Source organism: Desulfobacterales bacterium, from assembly GCA_034003325.1.
Taxonomy (GTDB): Bacteria; Desulfobacterota; Desulfobacteria; order Desulfobacterales; family JAFDDL01; genus JAVEYW01.
On record JAVEYW010000001.1, the window covers coordinates 286,181 to 303,096 of the forward strand.

At 53.7% G+C, this 16,916-nt stretch carries 15 protein-coding genes and 2 tRNA genes; 8 read left to right on the top strand and 9 right to left on the bottom strand.

The window, feature by feature from the left end:
* Positions 1-2 precede the first annotated feature (2 nt).
* The 9 genes from RBT11_01310 to RBT11_01350 form a co-directional block, all read right to left on the bottom strand.
* A complete protein-coding gene (locus RBT11_01310) occupies positions 3-1,031 on the bottom strand; it encodes an FAD:protein FMN transferase (GenBank protein MDX9785387.1) in 1,029 nt (342 codons plus the stop codon).
* A gap of 48 nt (positions 1,032-1,079) precedes the next feature.
* Positions 1,080-2,093, bottom strand: a complete 1,014-nt coding sequence (hypE, locus tag RBT11_01315; GenBank protein MDX9785388.1) for a hydrogenase expression/formation protein HypE — start codon at positions 2,091-2,093, stop codon at positions 1,080-1,082.
* A 97-nt stretch (positions 2,094-2,190) separates the two neighbouring features.
* Positions 2,191-3,288 carry a hydrogenase formation protein HypD gene (gene hypD / locus RBT11_01320; GenBank protein MDX9785389.1) on the bottom strand — a complete coding sequence of 366 codons (1,098 nt, stop codon included), beginning with the start codon at positions 3,286-3,288 and terminating at the stop codon, positions 2,191-2,193.
* Positions 3,289-3,306: 18 nt separating this feature from the next.
* Positions 3,307-5,598 (bottom strand): carbamoyltransferase HypF, encoded by a 2,292-nt coding sequence (hypF, locus tag RBT11_01325; protein ID MDX9785390.1) that lies wholly within the window; start codon positions 5,596-5,598, stop codon positions 3,307-3,309.
* Positions 5,595-5,861, bottom strand: a complete 267-nt coding sequence (locus RBT11_01330) for a HypC/HybG/HupF family hydrogenase formation chaperone (protein ID MDX9785391.1) — start codon at positions 5,859-5,861, stop codon at positions 5,595-5,597. The genes hypF and RBT11_01330 overlap by 4 nt, the downstream gene beginning before the upstream one ends.
* On the bottom strand, positions 5,852-6,358 hold the full coding sequence (locus RBT11_01335) for a HyaD/HybD family hydrogenase maturation endopeptidase (protein ID MDX9785392.1): 507 nt from the start codon (positions 6,356-6,358) through the stop codon (positions 5,852-5,854). Before RBT11_01335 ends, RBT11_01330 begins: the two co-directional genes overlap by 10 nt.
* 154 nt (positions 6,359-6,512) lie before the next feature.
* Complete coding sequence (locus RBT11_01340; protein ID MDX9785393.1) at positions 6,513-8,162, bottom strand: nickel-dependent hydrogenase large subunit; 1,650 nt, start codon at positions 8,160-8,162, stop codon at positions 6,513-6,515.
* A 121-nt stretch (positions 8,163-8,283) separates the two neighbouring features.
* The gene (locus RBT11_01345) at positions 8,284-9,225 is read right to left on the bottom strand and encodes a hydrogenase small subunit (GenBank protein ID MDX9785394.1); all 942 of its coding nucleotides are present in this window, start codon (positions 9,223-9,225) and stop codon (positions 8,284-8,286) included.
* A 523-nt stretch (positions 9,226-9,748) separates the two neighbouring features.
* Positions 9,749-10,222 carry a hypothetical protein gene (locus tag RBT11_01350; GenBank protein ID MDX9785395.1) on the bottom strand — a complete coding sequence of 158 codons (474 nt, stop codon included), beginning with the start codon at positions 10,220-10,222 and terminating at the stop codon, positions 9,749-9,751.
* Between the two features lie 333 nt (positions 10,223-10,555).
* On the opposite strand from RBT11_01350, the gene RBT11_01355 reads away from it, so the two are divergent.
* From RBT11_01355 to mutL, 8 genes are all read left to right on the top strand, one after another.
* A tRNA-Ser gene (locus RBT11_01355) sits at positions 10,556-10,641 on the top strand.
* A gap of 73 nt (positions 10,642-10,714) precedes the next feature.
* Positions 10,715-10,807 (top strand) — tRNA-Ser (locus RBT11_01360).
* A 126-nt stretch (positions 10,808-10,933) separates the two neighbouring features.
* Positions 10,934-11,953 carry a tRNA-dihydrouridine synthase family protein gene (locus tag RBT11_01365; GenBank protein ID MDX9785396.1) on the top strand — a complete coding sequence of 340 codons (1,020 nt, stop codon included), beginning with the start codon at positions 10,934-10,936 and terminating at the stop codon, positions 11,951-11,953.
* Between the two features lie 168 nt (positions 11,954-12,121).
* Positions 12,122-12,916, top strand: coding sequence for an SPOR domain-containing protein (locus tag RBT11_01370; GenBank protein ID MDX9785397.1), 795 nt, complete (start codon positions 12,122-12,124; stop codon positions 12,914-12,916).
* A 61-nt stretch (positions 12,917-12,977) separates the two neighbouring features.
* Positions 12,978-13,265, top strand: a complete 288-nt coding sequence (gatC, locus tag RBT11_01375) for an Asp-tRNA(Asn)/Glu-tRNA(Gln) amidotransferase subunit GatC (GenBank protein MDX9785398.1) — start codon at positions 12,978-12,980, stop codon at positions 13,263-13,265.
* A gap of 14 nt (positions 13,266-13,279) precedes the next feature.
* Positions 13,280-14,740 (top strand): Asp-tRNA(Asn)/Glu-tRNA(Gln) amidotransferase subunit GatA, encoded by a 1,461-nt coding sequence (gatA, locus tag RBT11_01380; protein MDX9785399.1) that lies wholly within the window; start codon positions 13,280-13,282, stop codon positions 14,738-14,740.
* Positions 14,741-14,807: 67 nt separating this feature from the next.
* The gene (locus RBT11_01385) at positions 14,808-14,984 is read left to right on the top strand and encodes a hypothetical protein (GenBank protein MDX9785400.1); all 177 of its coding nucleotides are present in this window, start codon (positions 14,808-14,810) and stop codon (positions 14,982-14,984) included.
* A gap of 18 nt (positions 14,985-15,002) precedes the next feature.
* Entirely contained in the window at positions 15,003-16,793 is a 1,791-nt protein-coding gene (gene mutL, locus RBT11_01390; GenBank protein ID MDX9785401.1) for a DNA mismatch repair endonuclease MutL, read from the top strand.
* The last annotated feature ends 123 nt before the right edge of the window (positions 16,794-16,916 follow it).

The window sequence follows — 16,916 nt, forward strand, 5'->3', positions numbered from 1 at the left end:
TCCTATTTTTCGATCATTTTGAACCCATCGGAAAAATAGTCGGTCAGTGTGCCGTCCGGTTTCCGAACCACAATGAGACATTCCACCTTCGGCAACCGGTTGACGAGTGAAAGCCCTTTTTCATGCCCCATCACCATGAGGGCGGTGGCCAGGCCGTCCGCGAGGGTGCAATTGTCCGCCAGAATGGAAGCGCTGACCACGCCGTTTGTAACCGGATAACCGGTCCTGGGATCTATAACATGGGAATAATACCCCCCGTCGATTTCAAAAAAATTACGATAATCTCCGCTGGTGGCCAACGCCCGGTCCTCAAGGGGAAGCGCCCGATACACCTCATTGGCGCCGGCATTCTTATCCGGACGATTGATGCCGACCCGCCACGGATAGCCGTCCTTTCGCAGGCCCGACGCAAAGACTTCTCCGCCGATTTCCACCAAAAAATTTGAAAACCCGTTTTCTCTGATTAATCGGGCCACTGTATCCACGCCGAACCCTTTGGCAATGGAGGCAAGATCCACCGTCACATCGGCATTCCGTTTGACAAGGGTTCGGTCCTCATTTACCTTGATGTGGTTGAACCCGACCTTCATTTCAGCAACCCGAATCGCGTCCGCATCGGGACGAACGTTTTTCGGCCCTTCATACCCGAACCCCCACAGATTGACCAGGGGCATCACGGTTCCATCCCATGCATGGTCCGTCCACTGGTAAAGCTGTTGCGCTTGCGCCATCACCTGGTAAAAATCTTCCGATATCGGAAATCTTTCTCCAACAGCCGTCATGCGATTAAACCGACTGATTTCACTATCTTTCTGAAAGACCGACATGCTCCGGTTGACTTCTTTTAAGCGGGCTTCAATTTTTTCGGGCAACCCCTTGGTGCTTTTCAACCATTTGGCTATGACCTTGATGTGATAGGTCGTCCCCATGGTTTTGCCCTCGATCACGACCTCTCTTTTATCGTAATAACCGACCGCCAGCAAAAGTATGCCGGCAGCAAATAGAATAGATAAAAATTTCTTTTTGATCATGCGGTAACACCCCATCCGGTATCATTGGAAACTAAGGAGGTTATGGGTTTAGCATATTCTAGGCAGCTGCTCCCCTGTCAGCATGCGAACCATCCGGCTGCCGCCGATACGGGTCTTCATCACCACTTGTCCGGGATGATCGGCCACCACCTCCCCGATGATCACCGCGTCTTTGCCCAGCGGATCGGATTGCAGGATTTTCAGCACGGCATTCGTCTCATTCGAAGGAATAAATGCGAGGAATTTTCCTTCATTGGCCACATAGAGGGGGTCCAATCCCAGCAATTCGCACATTCCCGCCACAGCCCCTTTCACGGGAAGATGCGCCTCATCGATTTGAATACCAAACGCGGCGCTGCCGGCCACTTCGTTGAGCGTGGTGCCGACCCCGCCCCGGGTGGGATCTCGAAGCATGTGAATATCCGGGCATATTTGAAGCATCTTTTTAACCAGATGGTTCAGGGCGGCCGTATCGCTTTGCACCGGGCCGGAAAAAGACAGATTTTCCCGGCGGCTTAATATCGTCATACCGTGATCCGCCATGGTGCCGCTGAGGATAATCCGATCGCCGGAAACCACGCGGGACGGTCCCACGTCAATGCCGGGCTGAATATACCCCAACCCGGTTGTATTAATGAAGATTTTATCGGCGGCCCCTTTCGGAACGACTTTGGTATCGCCGGTCACGATCATCACGCCGGCAGCCAAGGCCGCGGCCTTCATGTCCGATATCACCCGTTCAAAATCAGAAAAGGGAAAGCCCTCCTCAAGAATCAGTCCGACACTGAGATACGCGGGCTCGGCCCCGCACATGGCCAGGTCGTTGACCGTGCCGTTCACGGCCAGGTCACCAATGCTGCCGCCGGGAAAAAAAATCGGGTCCACCACGAACGAATCCGTTGAAAACGCCAGGCGGGAGCCGTTACCGATGTCGATTACCGCCCCATCGTGCAGGGTGGACAACAAGGGATTGTCAAATGCGGGCAGCAGCGTTTGGATCACCAACTGGTGGGACATGGCGCCTCCGCTCCCATGATCCAGTAATATCTTGTCCGGTTTCATTTTCCCCCTTCGCCGTGGATTCGAATGAACGCAAGCCATTTGTTTATCAAACCGCCCCGTCTCAACGCAAGACAATCCAAGGTGTGCCTCACCTCTCTCAGAACGCCCCGCTGTCGTTATCATATCGGTAATACGCCGCGCAGGTACCCTCGGTGGATACCATGCAGGGCCCGACGGGGTGCTCCGGCGTGCAAATTTTCCCGAACAGCGGGCAACCCGACGGCAGCTTTCGGCCCGTCAGAATATCGCCGCAAGCGCAACCGGCAGGATCGAATGATTCCGGAATCACCAGATCAAACGCCTGTTCCGCGTCAAAGGCCTCATACGACTTTCGAAGCTTCAAGCCGCTGTCCGCGATCACACCCAACCCGCGCCAGGCAGCATGATTCACCTCAAACACGTCCGCTAACAGCGCCAGGGCTTTCGGGTTTCCGGCTTCAGATACCACCCGTGAATATGCGTTTTCAAGATGGGAGGCGCCGGACTCAATCTGTTCCACGAGCATGGCAATCGCCAACAGAATATCCGTCGGTTCAAAACCCGCAATGACCGCGGGAATGGAATGCCGCGCGACAAACGGCCGGTAAGCACCCGCACCGATAATGACGGAAACATGCCCCGGCAACATAAAGCCGTCCAGATGAATCTCCGGCAGGGCCATCAGCGCCGTCAGGGCCGGTGGAACCAGCTTATGCGCTGAATACACAAAAAAATTGTGAATCCCCCGGTCCCGCGCCAGGTTCAAGGTCGCGGCAATCGTCGGCGCGGTCGTCTCAAAGCCCACGCCCGGAAACACCACCCGTTTATACGGGTTTTCCGTTGCGATGGTGATTGCGTCCAGCGGCGAGTAAACGATTCGAATATCGCTTCCCTTGGCCCGCTCCTTAAGCAATGAGCTATGCGTGCCGGGCACGCGCATCAGATCGCCGAAGGTGGCCACGATTACATCGTCAAAACCCGCCAACGCGATAAAGGCATCCATATCCCGCTGATCCGTCACGCACACCGGACATCCGGGACCGGAAATCAACGTGACGGTATCCGGCAGCAAGGAACGAATGCCGCTTCTGAAGATCGACACCGTATGCGTACCGCATACCTCCATCAGCCGGACTTTCCGGCGGCTAATGCGCCGAATTCGATCCGCTAATTGCCCGGCAATCCCGGGGTCCCGATACCCGTTCGTATAATTCATGGTCCCCTGCCCTTTCTCTCAAACTGCCACCATCGCTCCCGACGCAACCGCTTGGCCCAGCGAAAGCCCGCCGTCATTGGTTGGCACCTTATGATGGGTATAAACCTCAAAGCCTTGCGCAGACAAAAAGGCATTCAGGCCTTCCAGCAGGCGTTTGTTTTGAAACACCCCTCCGCTCATCACCACTCGGTTAAGATCTGTTTCTTTTCGAACCTCCCGGCAAAGACCGCCGAATATCTCGATGAGCGTAGCATGAAATCGGCAACTGATCTCTCCGACGGCCGCTCCGGCAGCCACGTCCCGGGCCACTTGCCGAATCATGGGCGCGATACCGATTTGCCGAACATCACCGACGTGGCGTATCTCCCACGCATACGGCGCCCAGCCGTCAATAGCCGCCCCACCGGCGGCGGCCTCCAGGGCCATGGCGGCCTGCCCTTCAAAGCTGATTGTATGGCAGAAGCCGGCCATGGCGGAAATGCCGTCAAAAAGTCGGCCCGCGCTCGATGTGGCCGGACTTCGCACATTTTTGGACAGGATTTCCAGCACGGCGTGAGTTTGATCCGGACCCGTCTGTTTTAAAAACGGCAAGGCATCAAACGGAATGTCCGCACCGAACCCATGATAAAGGTAACTGAGCGCCATTCGCCAGGGCGCCTGAATGGCCGCCTCGCCGCCCGGCATGGGCACATAGGCCAGATGCGCGGCCCGAATAAAGCTTGCTCGTTTTGCTATCAGGACCTCGCCGCCCCACACCGCGCCATCCGGACCAAAACCGGTGCCGTCCAGCGCCAGCCCGATCACCGGGCCGTCCAGGTGATGCTCGGCCATGCAACTGACCACATGGGCATGGTGGTGTTGCACCGCAACCGTCCGGACATCGGAGAGTCCGAGGGCGTATTGCGTGCTCAAATAGTCGGGGTGCAGGTCATGCGCAACGATTCGGGGCGTTATTTTCGATATTTTTTTAAGGTGATCAACGGTTTCTTTAAAAAACTCAAGAGAACTCAAGGCCCCCATGTCGCCGATGTGTTGACTGACAATGGCATGGTGATCCCGAGCCAGACACAGGGTATTTTTCAGCTCACCGCCGCAGGCCAGGGTCGGCGACAGGGAATGGGCCAGGGAAATCGGCGCCGGCACATATCCCCGGGCACGTCGAATGAACCGGGTGGTGCCGGCGGCCGCTTGCACAAGCGTATCATCGTTTCGCTGATAAATGGGTCGATCGTGCATCAGAAAATAATCCGCGATATCGGATAGCTGTGTAAAGGCCGTTTCGTTGTCAATACAGAGCGGCTCACCGCCGCGATTGCCGCTGGTCATGATCAGCGCGATAAACGCGGCATTCAAAAGCAGATGATGCAACGGCGTATAGGGCAGCATCACGCCGAAATAGCGATTTCCCGGCGCCACCGCCTCGGCAAGCAAATCGGGAAAACGCTTTTGCAGGAGCACCATAGGCCGCTCCATGGCCGTGAGAAGCGCGGCTTCCGCAGGCGATAGATGCGCATACCGGCGCACCGCAGCCATATCGCGGGACATCAGGGCAAAGGGTTTGTCCGGCCGGTTTTTTCGCTTTCGAAGGGTTTGGACCGCTTCTTCGTTTTCGGCATCGACCGCCAGATGAAAACCGCCCAGGCCCTTGACCGCCAGCACATATCCTTCTTTGAGAAGCTTCTGTGCCTCGCCCACGGGATCTTCTGCAAGCATGGCGCGTCGCCGGTTGTCAAAAAGCCTCACCTGCGGGCCGCAATCCGGGCAGGCGTTGGGCTGGGCATGAAACCGGCGGTTGGCCGGATCTTCATATTCGGCCCGGCACAAGGGGCACATGGAAAAGCCTTTCATGGCGGTTTTGGGCCGGTCGTAGGGAATATCTTCAATGATCGTGTACCGGGGGCCGCAATTGGTGCAATTGATAAAGGGATAGCGAAACCGCCGATTCCGGGGGTCTTGCATCTCGCCAAGGCAATCGTCGCAGACGGAAACATCCGGCGCGACAAAGGTTGCCGCGTCGTTTTGTGTTTCGCTGGGAATGATGGTAAAGGCCCGCGCATGCGTGAGGGCTTCGGCCCGGGAGCGAATGTCGGTGATGCGGGATAACGGCGGGCACTGGGTGCGCAGAGTCGTGCAAAACGATTCGATGCGCTCCGGCGCCCCTTCGATATGAATGATGACACCGGTGGTGCTGTTTGCCACCGTTCCGGTCAACGCCAGTTTATTGGCCAATTGGTAGACAAAGGGCCGAAATCCGACGCCCTGAACAATTCCGCGCACTTCAACGCCCAAGGCAGTGGGGGTAGCTTTCATGAACCTGTTTCAGTAGGCCCGCCTTGCCCGGACTCGCCCGTGAACGCGGATAGCGCCACGGCTTGCCTCAGCAAATCGAGCGTTTCCCTGGCAGCCGCTTCATCGATCTTATGAATGGCAAAGCCGGCATGCACGATCACATAATCGCCCACCTGCGCGTCTTCAATGAGCAACAAAGAGGCTGTCCGCTGAACGCCGTCCACATCGATCATGGCCATTTCGTTATCAATATGTACGATTTTGGATGGAATGGCTAAGCACATCGCGCATCGGTCCTCTTTTCATAGGTGACATTAAGCAGATCGAGCTCGGCCAACACTCGGTCCACCACGGGATCAACCTGCTGTTGCAGGGTAGCGGTAAGGGTAATGCCGAGGGTTTGCATATCCTCCGGCTCAACCCCCACGATCACCGTTTTCGGCACATGATCCAGGGCCTCACATAGGGTTAACGCTTCCAGCAAATCCACCTGATGCAGCGAGTTTTTCATTCGAATCCGTCTGGGAATGTCCGCACCCGCCAGCCGGTAAAAGGTGCCGGGCGATTGACCGTTTCGAATGATATCCACCACAATCAGGTGTTCGGGCTGCGACATGATTCCCAGCAGGTTGATTCCCAAGACACCGCCGTCCACCACCGACACCGCTTCCGGGAAAAGGTAACGTGCTTCCAGTCGTTGAACGACATGAATGCCAAAGCCCTCATCCGTATAAAGAAGATTCCCCACGCCAAGAATCGTTACAACAGGCTTATTTATCATGACTTCCTTTATGGCTTACAGCAGCTCAAGCAAACACGGCCGGTGCCGGGCGGCATCGGCCATGTCTGCAAGCTTTTCATAACCTATTAGCCGTCATTTTGAACCGGCGCAAGATGAAACAGGTTTACCCTCTCTTTTGCACCGTGTCTTGCGGCTACACCACCCTGACCTTGTAGACCTCATTGCTTTTCGGATCAATCACATGAACCGCACAGGCAATACAAGGATCAAAGGAATGCACAGTTCGAAGCACCTCCAGGGGTTGTTTGGGATCGGCGATGGGAGTTCCGATCAGCGCTTCCTCTACGGGGCTTTTCTGGCCGGATGCGTCCCTGGGACCCAAGTTCCAGGTAGAGGGCACGACATATTGATAGTTCTCGATCTTTTTATCCTTTATTTTTACCCAATGCCCGAGCGCCCCCCGAGGCACATCATTTAACCCGATGCCCTGGCCGGCTGCCGGCATTTCATAGGGCTCATAAATCTTGGTGTCCCCGTTTTTAATGTTTCCAATCAACTCATTGAGCCAGCCTTTCATGGCCTCACCGATCACAACGGTCTCGATGGCCCTGGCGGCTGTTCGTCCCAGTGTGGAGAAAAGGGCCGCTGCCGGAATCGATAAGTCCGTCAACACCTTATCCACCAAGGGTTTAACTTCCTTGTGAGATTTGCCGTAAGCGATCAGCACTCGGGCAAGAGGACCCACTTCACAAGAAAGATTTTCATACCGGGGGGCCTTTATCCAGGAATATTTCCCGTCATCCGGTTTATAGACCGGGTTTTCCTGAAGCGGTTTGGTCTCTCCGGCAAAGGGGTGAAGGGACGCATTTCCCTCATACCAGGAGCGGTGAATATGTTCGGTGACCGCTTCCTGCTTGGCCATCTGAACATCGCCGAGATTTCTGTTTTTGATGATGCCCCTTGGAAAATAAAGGCTTTCCGGTTCTTTTTCGTTCGCCGGAAAATCCCCCCACCCCAGAAAGTTGGTGCAGCCACCGATGGCGCCCCAATCCTTATAAAATCCGGCAATGGCCATCAGGTCCGGCAAATAAACGTTGGTAATAAAATTCTGGGTTTCTTCGGTGATGAACATGAATTCGGCCAGCCGGTCCGGGGAAAGGGCCTCCACGCAGGTCACCCCGCCCACCACCAGGGATTGGGGATGCGGGTTTTTACCCCCGAATATGGCATGAAGCCTTGCCGTTCGTGCCTGAAGCTTGAGTGCCTCGATGTAATGAGCCGCCGCCATCAGGTTGGCTTCAGGCGGCAGCTTATACGCTGAATGTCCCCAATAGGCATTGTTAAACGGCCCCAACTGACCACTTTCCACAAAGGTTTTAAGTCGTTGCTGAACCCCGCGGTAGTGTTTGACGCCGCCCAACTGGGCGTTACTGACATTATCGGCCAGGGTAGCGGTTTTCTGCGGATCCGCTTTCAGCGCGCTGATGATATCGACCCAGTCAAGGGCATGCAGATGATAAAAGTGAACCAGATGGTCATGCTGGTATTGGGCGCCATGGAGGAGGTTTCTGATCAGACGCGCGTTTTGGGGAATTTTTACCCCGACGGCATCATCCACGGCGCGCACGGACGCCACCGCGTGAACATAGGTGCAAACCCCGCAGGAGCGTTGGACAAAATGATGGGCATCTCGCGGATCACGTCCGATTAACATCATCTCGATGCCCCGGAACATCTGCCCGGAACTCCAGGCATTGGTGACTTTTCCCCCTTCCACTTCCACTTCGATTTTTAAATGACCTTCAATTCTGGTAATCGGGTCAATCGTAATTCTTTTCGCCATGGTTTTCTCCCCCTATGCTGTTGAGCACTGTTCTTGCGAACTTAAATGATAAAATCGCCGGTTCCGGCAAGTATCCCCACCGGCTACTGCCGATAGTAATATCAACCGTTCGAAATAATGATTAGATTTCTTCATAAAAGGGAGTCATCTTGTCCCAAAAATCCGGCTCGCTGCAGCCGATACAGGGGTGTCCGACTTCAACGGGCCAGCTGGTGCCGTGATTAAATTTGGCAAGTGGGCAGTTGTTGTGGGTTTCGGGGCCCCTGCATCCCATTTTATACAGACAGTAGCCCAGTTTTGCTTCTTCCGAACCAAACTGCGTCACAAACTCATCGTTTTCGAAATGGGATCGGCGAGGGCATTGATCATGAATGGTTTTCCCGTAGGCGAACAGCGGGCGGCCCAGATTATCCAGGGTTGGTAACTGACCCAACAAAATATAATTGAGCACCGTACCGACAAAATTCACCGGGTTGGGGGGGCAGCCCGGGATATTCACGGTTTTTATTCCAAGCGCCTCCCCCACCCCCTTGTAGCCGCCTGGGTTCGGCTTGGCGGCGGAAATACCGCCGAAAGACGCGCATGATCCGATGGCGATGGTGGCAGCTGCTTTGGGAACCACTTCCTTGGCGATTTCCAGAAAGGTTCTTCCGGCAACTTTGCCGTAGCCGCCATCAAAATTAGTGGCAATAGCCCCTTCAATCACGCAGATGAAACTGCCCGCATACTTTTTCACGGCCGCTTTCAAGTTGTCCTCTGCCTGATGACCGGCAGCCGCCATGATGGTTTCATGGTACTCCATGGAGAGCGTTTCGAGAACCAGCACGTCCACATACGGATACTGCGAACGCAATACCGCTTCCGAACACCCCGTGCATTCACTGAAATGCAGCCAAACCACCGGTGGCCGGGTTTTGGGCGCTGCAAACACCTCGGCCACTTTCGGGACAAAAGAAGAAGATAATCCCATGGTGGCCGTCAGAAACGTACAGTAGCGCATAAAATCCCGGCGGGATACGCCTCTCTGGGCTAGCTTTTGGTAAAAATCCTGCTCTTTTTCCATACCATCTCTCCATTTTTCTTCAGATTAAAGCCATTGCGCCCGCACGCAACCATGACACGGAATCATGCGGGACACGAATTTACCCCCTGACGGAATCAAATGATATCCCCCTCAAACCGGCGCGATGCGCCGGTTGTTACGGAAAAATATAAATAAAACGGTTGTGGAAGCCGATACGCTTCTATTCTTAACAACAAAGAGTCATGTTTTGGGCAACCATATCGTACAAAGCAGTCGATGGCCTGCTCACATCTTTTTTAGGGATAACCGCGCTGCCTTTGCTGGGTAGAAAAAACCAGGGCCGAATAGTGGTGTTAAAATAGGCGAGGGATACGGCGTATAATAAAACCGAATCTTGAGTCAAATTTCGTACTCCTGATCACTAGGCAGTTTTTTACTATACTACCGTACCGGTATCAGGTTGCGTCAATGCTGTCAACTGACTATCGGGCAGAGACACGCCCCACGCACTTTTCCAGGGCGTGAGGCCATGCGCCGACATTAAAAATCGGCACAAATCCCGTCAAATGTCCTCATCAATATCGGCTTCACTGCTCATATCGATGCTGATGGAAGAATCAACCCCTTTGGTATCGATATCATCATCAAAGTCGGGAACAAAATCATCCTCCAACAAATCGGCAACATCCGGGGCATCATCCTCGACGTCTTCGACAAATATCACCGGGCTGCCTTTCTTGGTCAGATAATCCGAATCATCGCAAATCACTTCAATAGCCGTCTCACTTTGGCCTTCAAGCAACGTGATGACGGACGATGCAATTTTCGCGGCCACCGTTCCGCAAGGGTAAAAGTCTCTGGTTCTCATCGCATGGATGAGCGGATCTATTCCCTGTCCCATGGCGCCTTGAATAACCGAACGTTGATATCTTTCTTCACTAACGATGGTAAAGATATCCTTATCCAATTCACCATACTCTTGAAGAACCATTTTTTCGTTTTCATTGTCTAACGTAATGACATACTTATGACGCATGCACGCTCTCCTCTTGGTACATCTTTTGGGCATCCGGACAAATTTTTATTCAGGGGGGGTAACCAAAAAAAAATGTTCTGTCAAGCAACAAAGCCAAAGAGTTGAAAAAATAAAGAAGACGGCAACGGCAATTCCCGGCGTTACAGGTATAATAATATATATTTTTAATATTTATTGGCTTCGATGCCAACCCGAGCCCCCATAGCACACGGCTATGGATCACCGGAATACGGGACCTGAATGATCCGTCAGGGGTGCACACCAAACTAAAAGCCCCAATTAAAGGTGTTGACCTGTTCCGGGTTAAATGATAACAGAATCCACCGGTTTTTAGGAGGGATGGCCGAGCGGTTTAAGGCGGCGGTCTTGAAAACCGTTGAGCGAAAGCTCCGTGGGTTCGAATCCTACTCCCTCCGCCAAAACAGGCAACCCTTTTGCTGCTCTCCCCCGATGGCAAAAAAAGGTGATGGCCGAGGTAATGTTGAAAATGAAGGAGAGATGGCCGAGCCGGCTGAAGGCGCTCGCCTGCTAAGCGAGTGTGTGGCGAAAGTTGCACCCCGGGTTCGAATCCCGGTCTCTCCGCCATGAACTAAATAAGCCGATCCCGGGCAATAATGCCGGGACGGCTTTTTTATTGCGGCAACATCGGGTTCTGTATACCGATGCGGAATCGGCCCGAGGCCTTTTCTTGCCGGGCACAAACAAGGGGTCATGAAAGATCTTTCAGACTATCTTTGCACGCCGCTTTCCATTGGGACACGCACCATTCGTTCCAGATTGGTATTGGCGCCCATGGCCATGCTGGGACATGTGGCGTTTCGCGAGCTGGTGAATGAATTCGGCGGATACGGGCTCCTTTTTTCCGAGATGTGCAGCGCCAAACGAATTCTGCATGAAAACCGATATCTCTCTCCTTATTTTCGGTGGCGGAATGAAGAACTGCCTGAATTGGTATGCCAGATTTTCGGATCGGATCCGAACATCATGGCCGCCGCCGCGCACCGAATCGAAACAGAAGGGTTTTTCGGCGTTGATATTAATTTCGGCTGCGCCGCCAGTGATATCTGCCGGCACAATGGCGGGGCCGCGTTGTTAAAGGATCCAGCACTCGCATGCCGAATTGTTTCGGCGGTTCGCGAAGCAATAACCATTCCCCTGTTTGTCAAATTTCGAACCGGCTGGAAAGATGACCCCGATTTTGCGGTGAATATGGCCAAACGTTTCGAGGCGGCCGGTGCCGATGCGCTGACCTTTCACCCGCGAGTCGCGCCGGACCGGCGGGCCCATCATCCGAAATGGGCCTATATCGGAGAAATAAAAAAAGCCGTCTCCATTCCAGTGTTCGGCAACGGAAATGTGTTTGATGCGACCGATTGCCTGCGCATGATTCGGATTACGGGGTGCGATGGGGTGGCCGTCGGCCGCATGGCGGTTGCAAAGCCCTGGCTGTTCGCGGAATGGACCCGCCATCAATCGGTGGGAAATTCGATTTTCCGCCATACCGCCCTTCGAATGGCCGAGCTGCTGGAAAAACATTATGATCCAATAAACGCGCTGAGGCGATTCAGAAAGTTTGCCTTGTACTTTGCCGCCAATTTTCACTTCGGTCATACCTTTCATACCGGCATTATGAACGCCATGAATATAGAAGGGGCAAAAACGGTTATCGAGCACTTCTTTCACACCGATCCGGGCCTTGCCCGTCAACCCAACATCAATTTTTTAAGGTGATGGGTGAATCCGAAAGACTCATGAGGCGGTGCCCCCATTCCGATCCGAAAATTCGGCCGCTTTCACCTCGGATTCCAATCGTCTTCCCGCCTTGACTTGCTTGATAAATATCTTTATGAATTGGGCGTATTTTGAATTTATCAGGATGAAGAAACGGTATGCAATACCATGGAACAAAAATCGACCGGTAGACGGATGCAGGAAAAAAACAAGGTCGCTGAAAAGCCCTTAAAGAGAAAAGGGACGTTGATTTGGGGGAGCATCTGTCTAATAATCAGTTTTTGGATGTTTTGCCTGGGCATTTTGGTGGGCCGCGGCAAGGCACCGGTTGAATTTGATATTCAAGCACTTCAAAAAGAGCTATCGGAATTAAAAAGGGTGGCGCTTGAAAAAACCCTGCAACGCTACCAAACGGACTCTAAAAAGGCGGATGGCAAAACCGAGCTTGAGTTTTATGAGGCGTTGAAGCGCACTCAGGATTCACCACGGCCGCCCATCAAATCTTCGAAAGCGGACACGATCAAGCCGCCTGAGAAAAAGCAATCACCGCTTAGCCCGGCCACCGTGCATTCCGGAACCAACACGGTCGCATCTGTCGAACAAAAAGAAGTTTCCGAAGGGAGCAAAAGCACGGGCACCACTGCCCCAATCAAGGTTCGCGCAGAAACGTTTAAAAAAGTGAAGCCCGACATCAAAACATCGTCACCGTCATCCCCGGCAGCCTGGACCATTCAGGTTGCGGCGCTAAAAGACGCCTCGGAAGCCGACAGAATGGTGTCACAATTATCACAAAAGGGCTATGCGGCCTATAAGCTGACAGGGGAAGTCCCCGGGAAAGGCGTATGGCACCGGGTCCGTGTGGGACGATACCGGCAACGTGAGGAAACAGCGGCGGTTATCAACCGGTTGGCCACTGACCAGTATAGGCCGATTCCCATCAATACGGGTGAAACAAAGCCGTGATGAATCCGCAACCATAACATTCGGGCGGCTGAATCACCCTTCATGCCGTCAAGGAGTTACCATGAAAATCACCAGAGAAGACGTGCTGAAAGTCGCTCATCTTGCCCGGCTGGAAATGGATGAAACTGCCGTTGATGCCGTTGCCGTGCAAATCGGCAAGATACTCGATTATATTGATCAGCTCAACCGGGTCAATACCGAGGGCATTGCATTAACTTCCCATGCCATATCCCTTACCAATGCGTTTCGGGAAGACGAAGGGCACCCGCATTTGGACCGCCACGCCGTGCTGGCCAATGCACCGGAAAGTGACGAGGGTTGTTTTATTGTGCCACGGGTAATCGGCTGAAAGGGGACGACGGCATGAAACTTTATGAACTGACGATTGATGCGGCTCACAAGCTCCTAAAAGATAAAGAGATCTCATCCGTGGAACTGGTCAATGCCGTATATGAGCGCATCGATCAGGTGGAGGATCGAATCGGCGCTTATATCAGCTTTTGCCGTGATAAAGCGACGGCACAGGCCCAAGCGGCGGACAAACGTATCGCCTCGGGCAACATAACGCCGCTTACCGGCATTCCCCTTTCCATCAAAGATCTTATCTGCACGCAAGGGGTTCGAACCACCTGCGCGTCGAAAATTCTGGCGGATTTCATTCCCCCCTACGATGCCACCGTCATGACCCTGCTCGGGAAGGCCGGCGCCGTTATGGTGGGCAAGGCCAACATGGATGAATTTGCCATGGGATCATCCACGGAAAATTCAGGAATGAAGCCGACACGCAATCCGTGGGATTTAACCCGTATTCCCGGCGGCTCCAGCGGCGGCTCGGCCGCAGCAGTGGCAGCGGATATGTGTTTGGGCTCTCTGGGATCGGATACCGGCGGCTCCATTCGTCAACCGGCCTCTCATTGCGGCGTTGTGGGGCTAAAACCGACCTATGGACGGGTTTCCCGGTTCGGGTTGGTCGCTTATGCGTCTTCCCTGGACCAAATCGGCCCGGTGGGAAAAACCGTAACCGATTGCGCTTTGATGCTGAACGCCATTGCCGGGCACGATCCGAACGATTCCACATCGGTTCCCAGAGAGGTGCCAAATTATACCGCCGCCTGCCGGCCAGGGCTTGAGGGAATAACAATCGGAATTCCCAAAGAGTACAACACCGCTGCCGGCCTTGATCCTTCGGTAGCCGAAGCTGTCGCCAATGCCGTCCGGAGGATCGAATCCCTGGGAGCAACCGTTGTCGACGTATCGCTCCCGCACTCCCAATATGCCGTTGCCGCTTATTATGTGGTGGCGCCGGCCGAAGCCAGCTCGAACCTGGCTCGCTATGACGGTGTGAAATACGGCTTTCGGGATTCCGCGTCCGAGGATTTGATAGAAATGTACAAGCGCACGCGCTCCAGGGGATTCGGCCCGGAAGTCCAGCGTCGCATCATTATCGGCACCTATGCCCTGTCGGCCGGCTATTACGACGCCTATTACGGCAAAGCATCCCAGGTGCGAACCCTGATTCGGGAAGATTTTAACCAGGCCTTTGAACACTGCGATGTCATCGTATCACCGGTGGCACCGACACCCGCCTTTAAGATCGGCGAAAAATGCCATGATCCGCTGACCATGTATCTAAGCGACATTTTTACGCTGGCAGCCAATTTGGCCGGTGTACCGGGAATGAGCGTCCCTTGCGGCTTTTCACCTGAAGGGCTTCCCATCGGGCTTCAACTGCAGGGAAATCATTTTGATGAGGCCACCATGCTAAAAGTTGCGTATAATTTTGAACAATCCGCGAACATTCATCATATAAAGCCGATGCTATAGCGCCGCTTTTATATCGAACCGGGAAAGACCGTTGCGGATATATAAATACTGCTCACAGGAGAAACCCATGACCATCATGCCGGAAGGCGATGCGGTTCGAAATGCCGTCAAATGGATATCGGAAATGCTGAAGGACGATGCAGGAAAATCCATCACTTCGCTGATTCAGCAAGCGTGTCTTAAATTCGACCTGACCCCTTTGGAGGGGGAATTTTTGACCGCCTTTTATAAAAAAGATGTATAGGCAGAAAAGTGCCGATTCATGCCCAGAATAAGAATTCTTCCGGAAATCCTATCCAATAAGATCGCGGCCGGTGAAGTGATTGAGCGACCAGCCTCCGTGGTAAAGGAATTATTGGAAAATGCGCTGGATGCTGAAAGCACGCGCATTCTGATCGAGCTCAAACAGGCCGGCAAATCACTGCTTCAGGTGTCGGACAATGGAATCGGCATGCACCGGGATGATGCGCTATTGTCCGTGGAGCGATACGCCACCAGCAAGATATTTAAGGATGAAGATCTCCTTGCAATCAAAACCCTGGGCTTTCGAGGAGAAGCGCTTCCGAGTATCGCATCGGTTTCCCGCTTCTGTATTGAGTCCCGGGATAAACATAGCGAGGGGGGCACCCGTATTCGAATTGAGGGCGGAAAAATTCAGAACGTAACCGACATCGGCGCGCCGATCGGCACGCAGGTATCGGTAAGGGATCTTTTTTTTAACACGCCGGCCCGTCGCAAATTTCTGAAAACCGCGGATACCGAGATGGGCCATATCACCGATACCGTGGCCAAAATCGCTCTGGCCTGGCCTGGGGTCATGTTTCGCTTGATTCATAATGGGAAAACCGTAAAAGACTGGCCCGCCGCGGATCCGGAAGAACGCGTGGCCGATGTAGTGGGCGGCAATCTCAGGGGGGAATTACTCCCCCTTTCTGCCGAATACGGCGGGTTGCGTGTCGGTGGCTGGGTGGCGTCCGCGCACATGGCCCGAAATACGCCCCGCAGCATTTATATTTATGTTAACCATCGCTATGTCCGCAACCGCATGATTCAGCACGCCCTCATGGATGGCTATGCCAACCGGTTGATGAAAGGCCGGTTTCCGGTCGCGGTGTTGTTTTTAGCCGTCCCCTTTGATCAAGTGGATGTCAATGTGCATCCCGCCAAGCAGGAAGTCCGGTTTGCCGATACTCAGGCCGTTCATCGGTTGATTCGAGCAGCCACCGCCCATGCGGTGGCTGCGGCTGAAACCCCCAAATGGACCGCCCCCCCCATTGCGCCGATACCCGCCGCTGAAGCCGGCGGTCACTACGAAAGCACCATCGGCCCCCCGTTCATGCCGGCTGCCGTGTCCGCCGGACCCGCTTTCAACCCCGAAAGGCTGGAAGGGCCGCCCTTAGGCCATGATAAAAAACCGGCTCAAGCATCTTTCAGCGAACAGCAAACAGCCTTGTGGCCTAAAAACCGCTTTTCAGACCTTCGGGTGATCGGTCAGTTTCAAGATACCTACATTCTTTGTGAATCTGAAACCAAGGATCTGATTCTGATTGACCAACACGCGGCGCATGAGCGTGTCCGTTACGAGCAGTTGTGCGCGGAAAAATCCCGGGAACCCGGTGCGGTTCAACGGCTGCTTATTCCGGAAACCCTTGAATTGGGCCATGAGGAGGCCGGAATAGTGCATGCGCTGATGGATGAACTGGCCCGGTTCGGTCTGGAGATTGCGCCGTTTGGCGGCAACACGGTCGTCATAAAGACCGTCCCGGCCATGCTTTCCGGAAAGCAAATCGCACCGCTGATTCGTGAAATTGCCGAGAAAACGGCAGATATCGGTATTCATCCCGGTATCGCCGGCACGCTTGATCAGGTCAAAAAACTCCTGGCCTGTCACAGCGCACTGAAAGCCAACCAAAAACTGACCGATAGCCAAGTCAAAACACTCCTGAGGCAGCTTGATGCATGTGAGGATCCATCTCATTGCCCCCACGGCAGACCCACCTGGATACGATGGGAGTTGTCCGGCATTGAGAAATCTTTTCGAAGAATTTCATAGGCGTTAAGTTCATCATTATCTATTGACTAAATGCCTTGTTCTCATTAGGTTAAGTGATTTTAAAAGCGTATATCTTATAGTATAGCGCCTTTTTCGCTCCTGATGCCTATTATTTTACTCGGA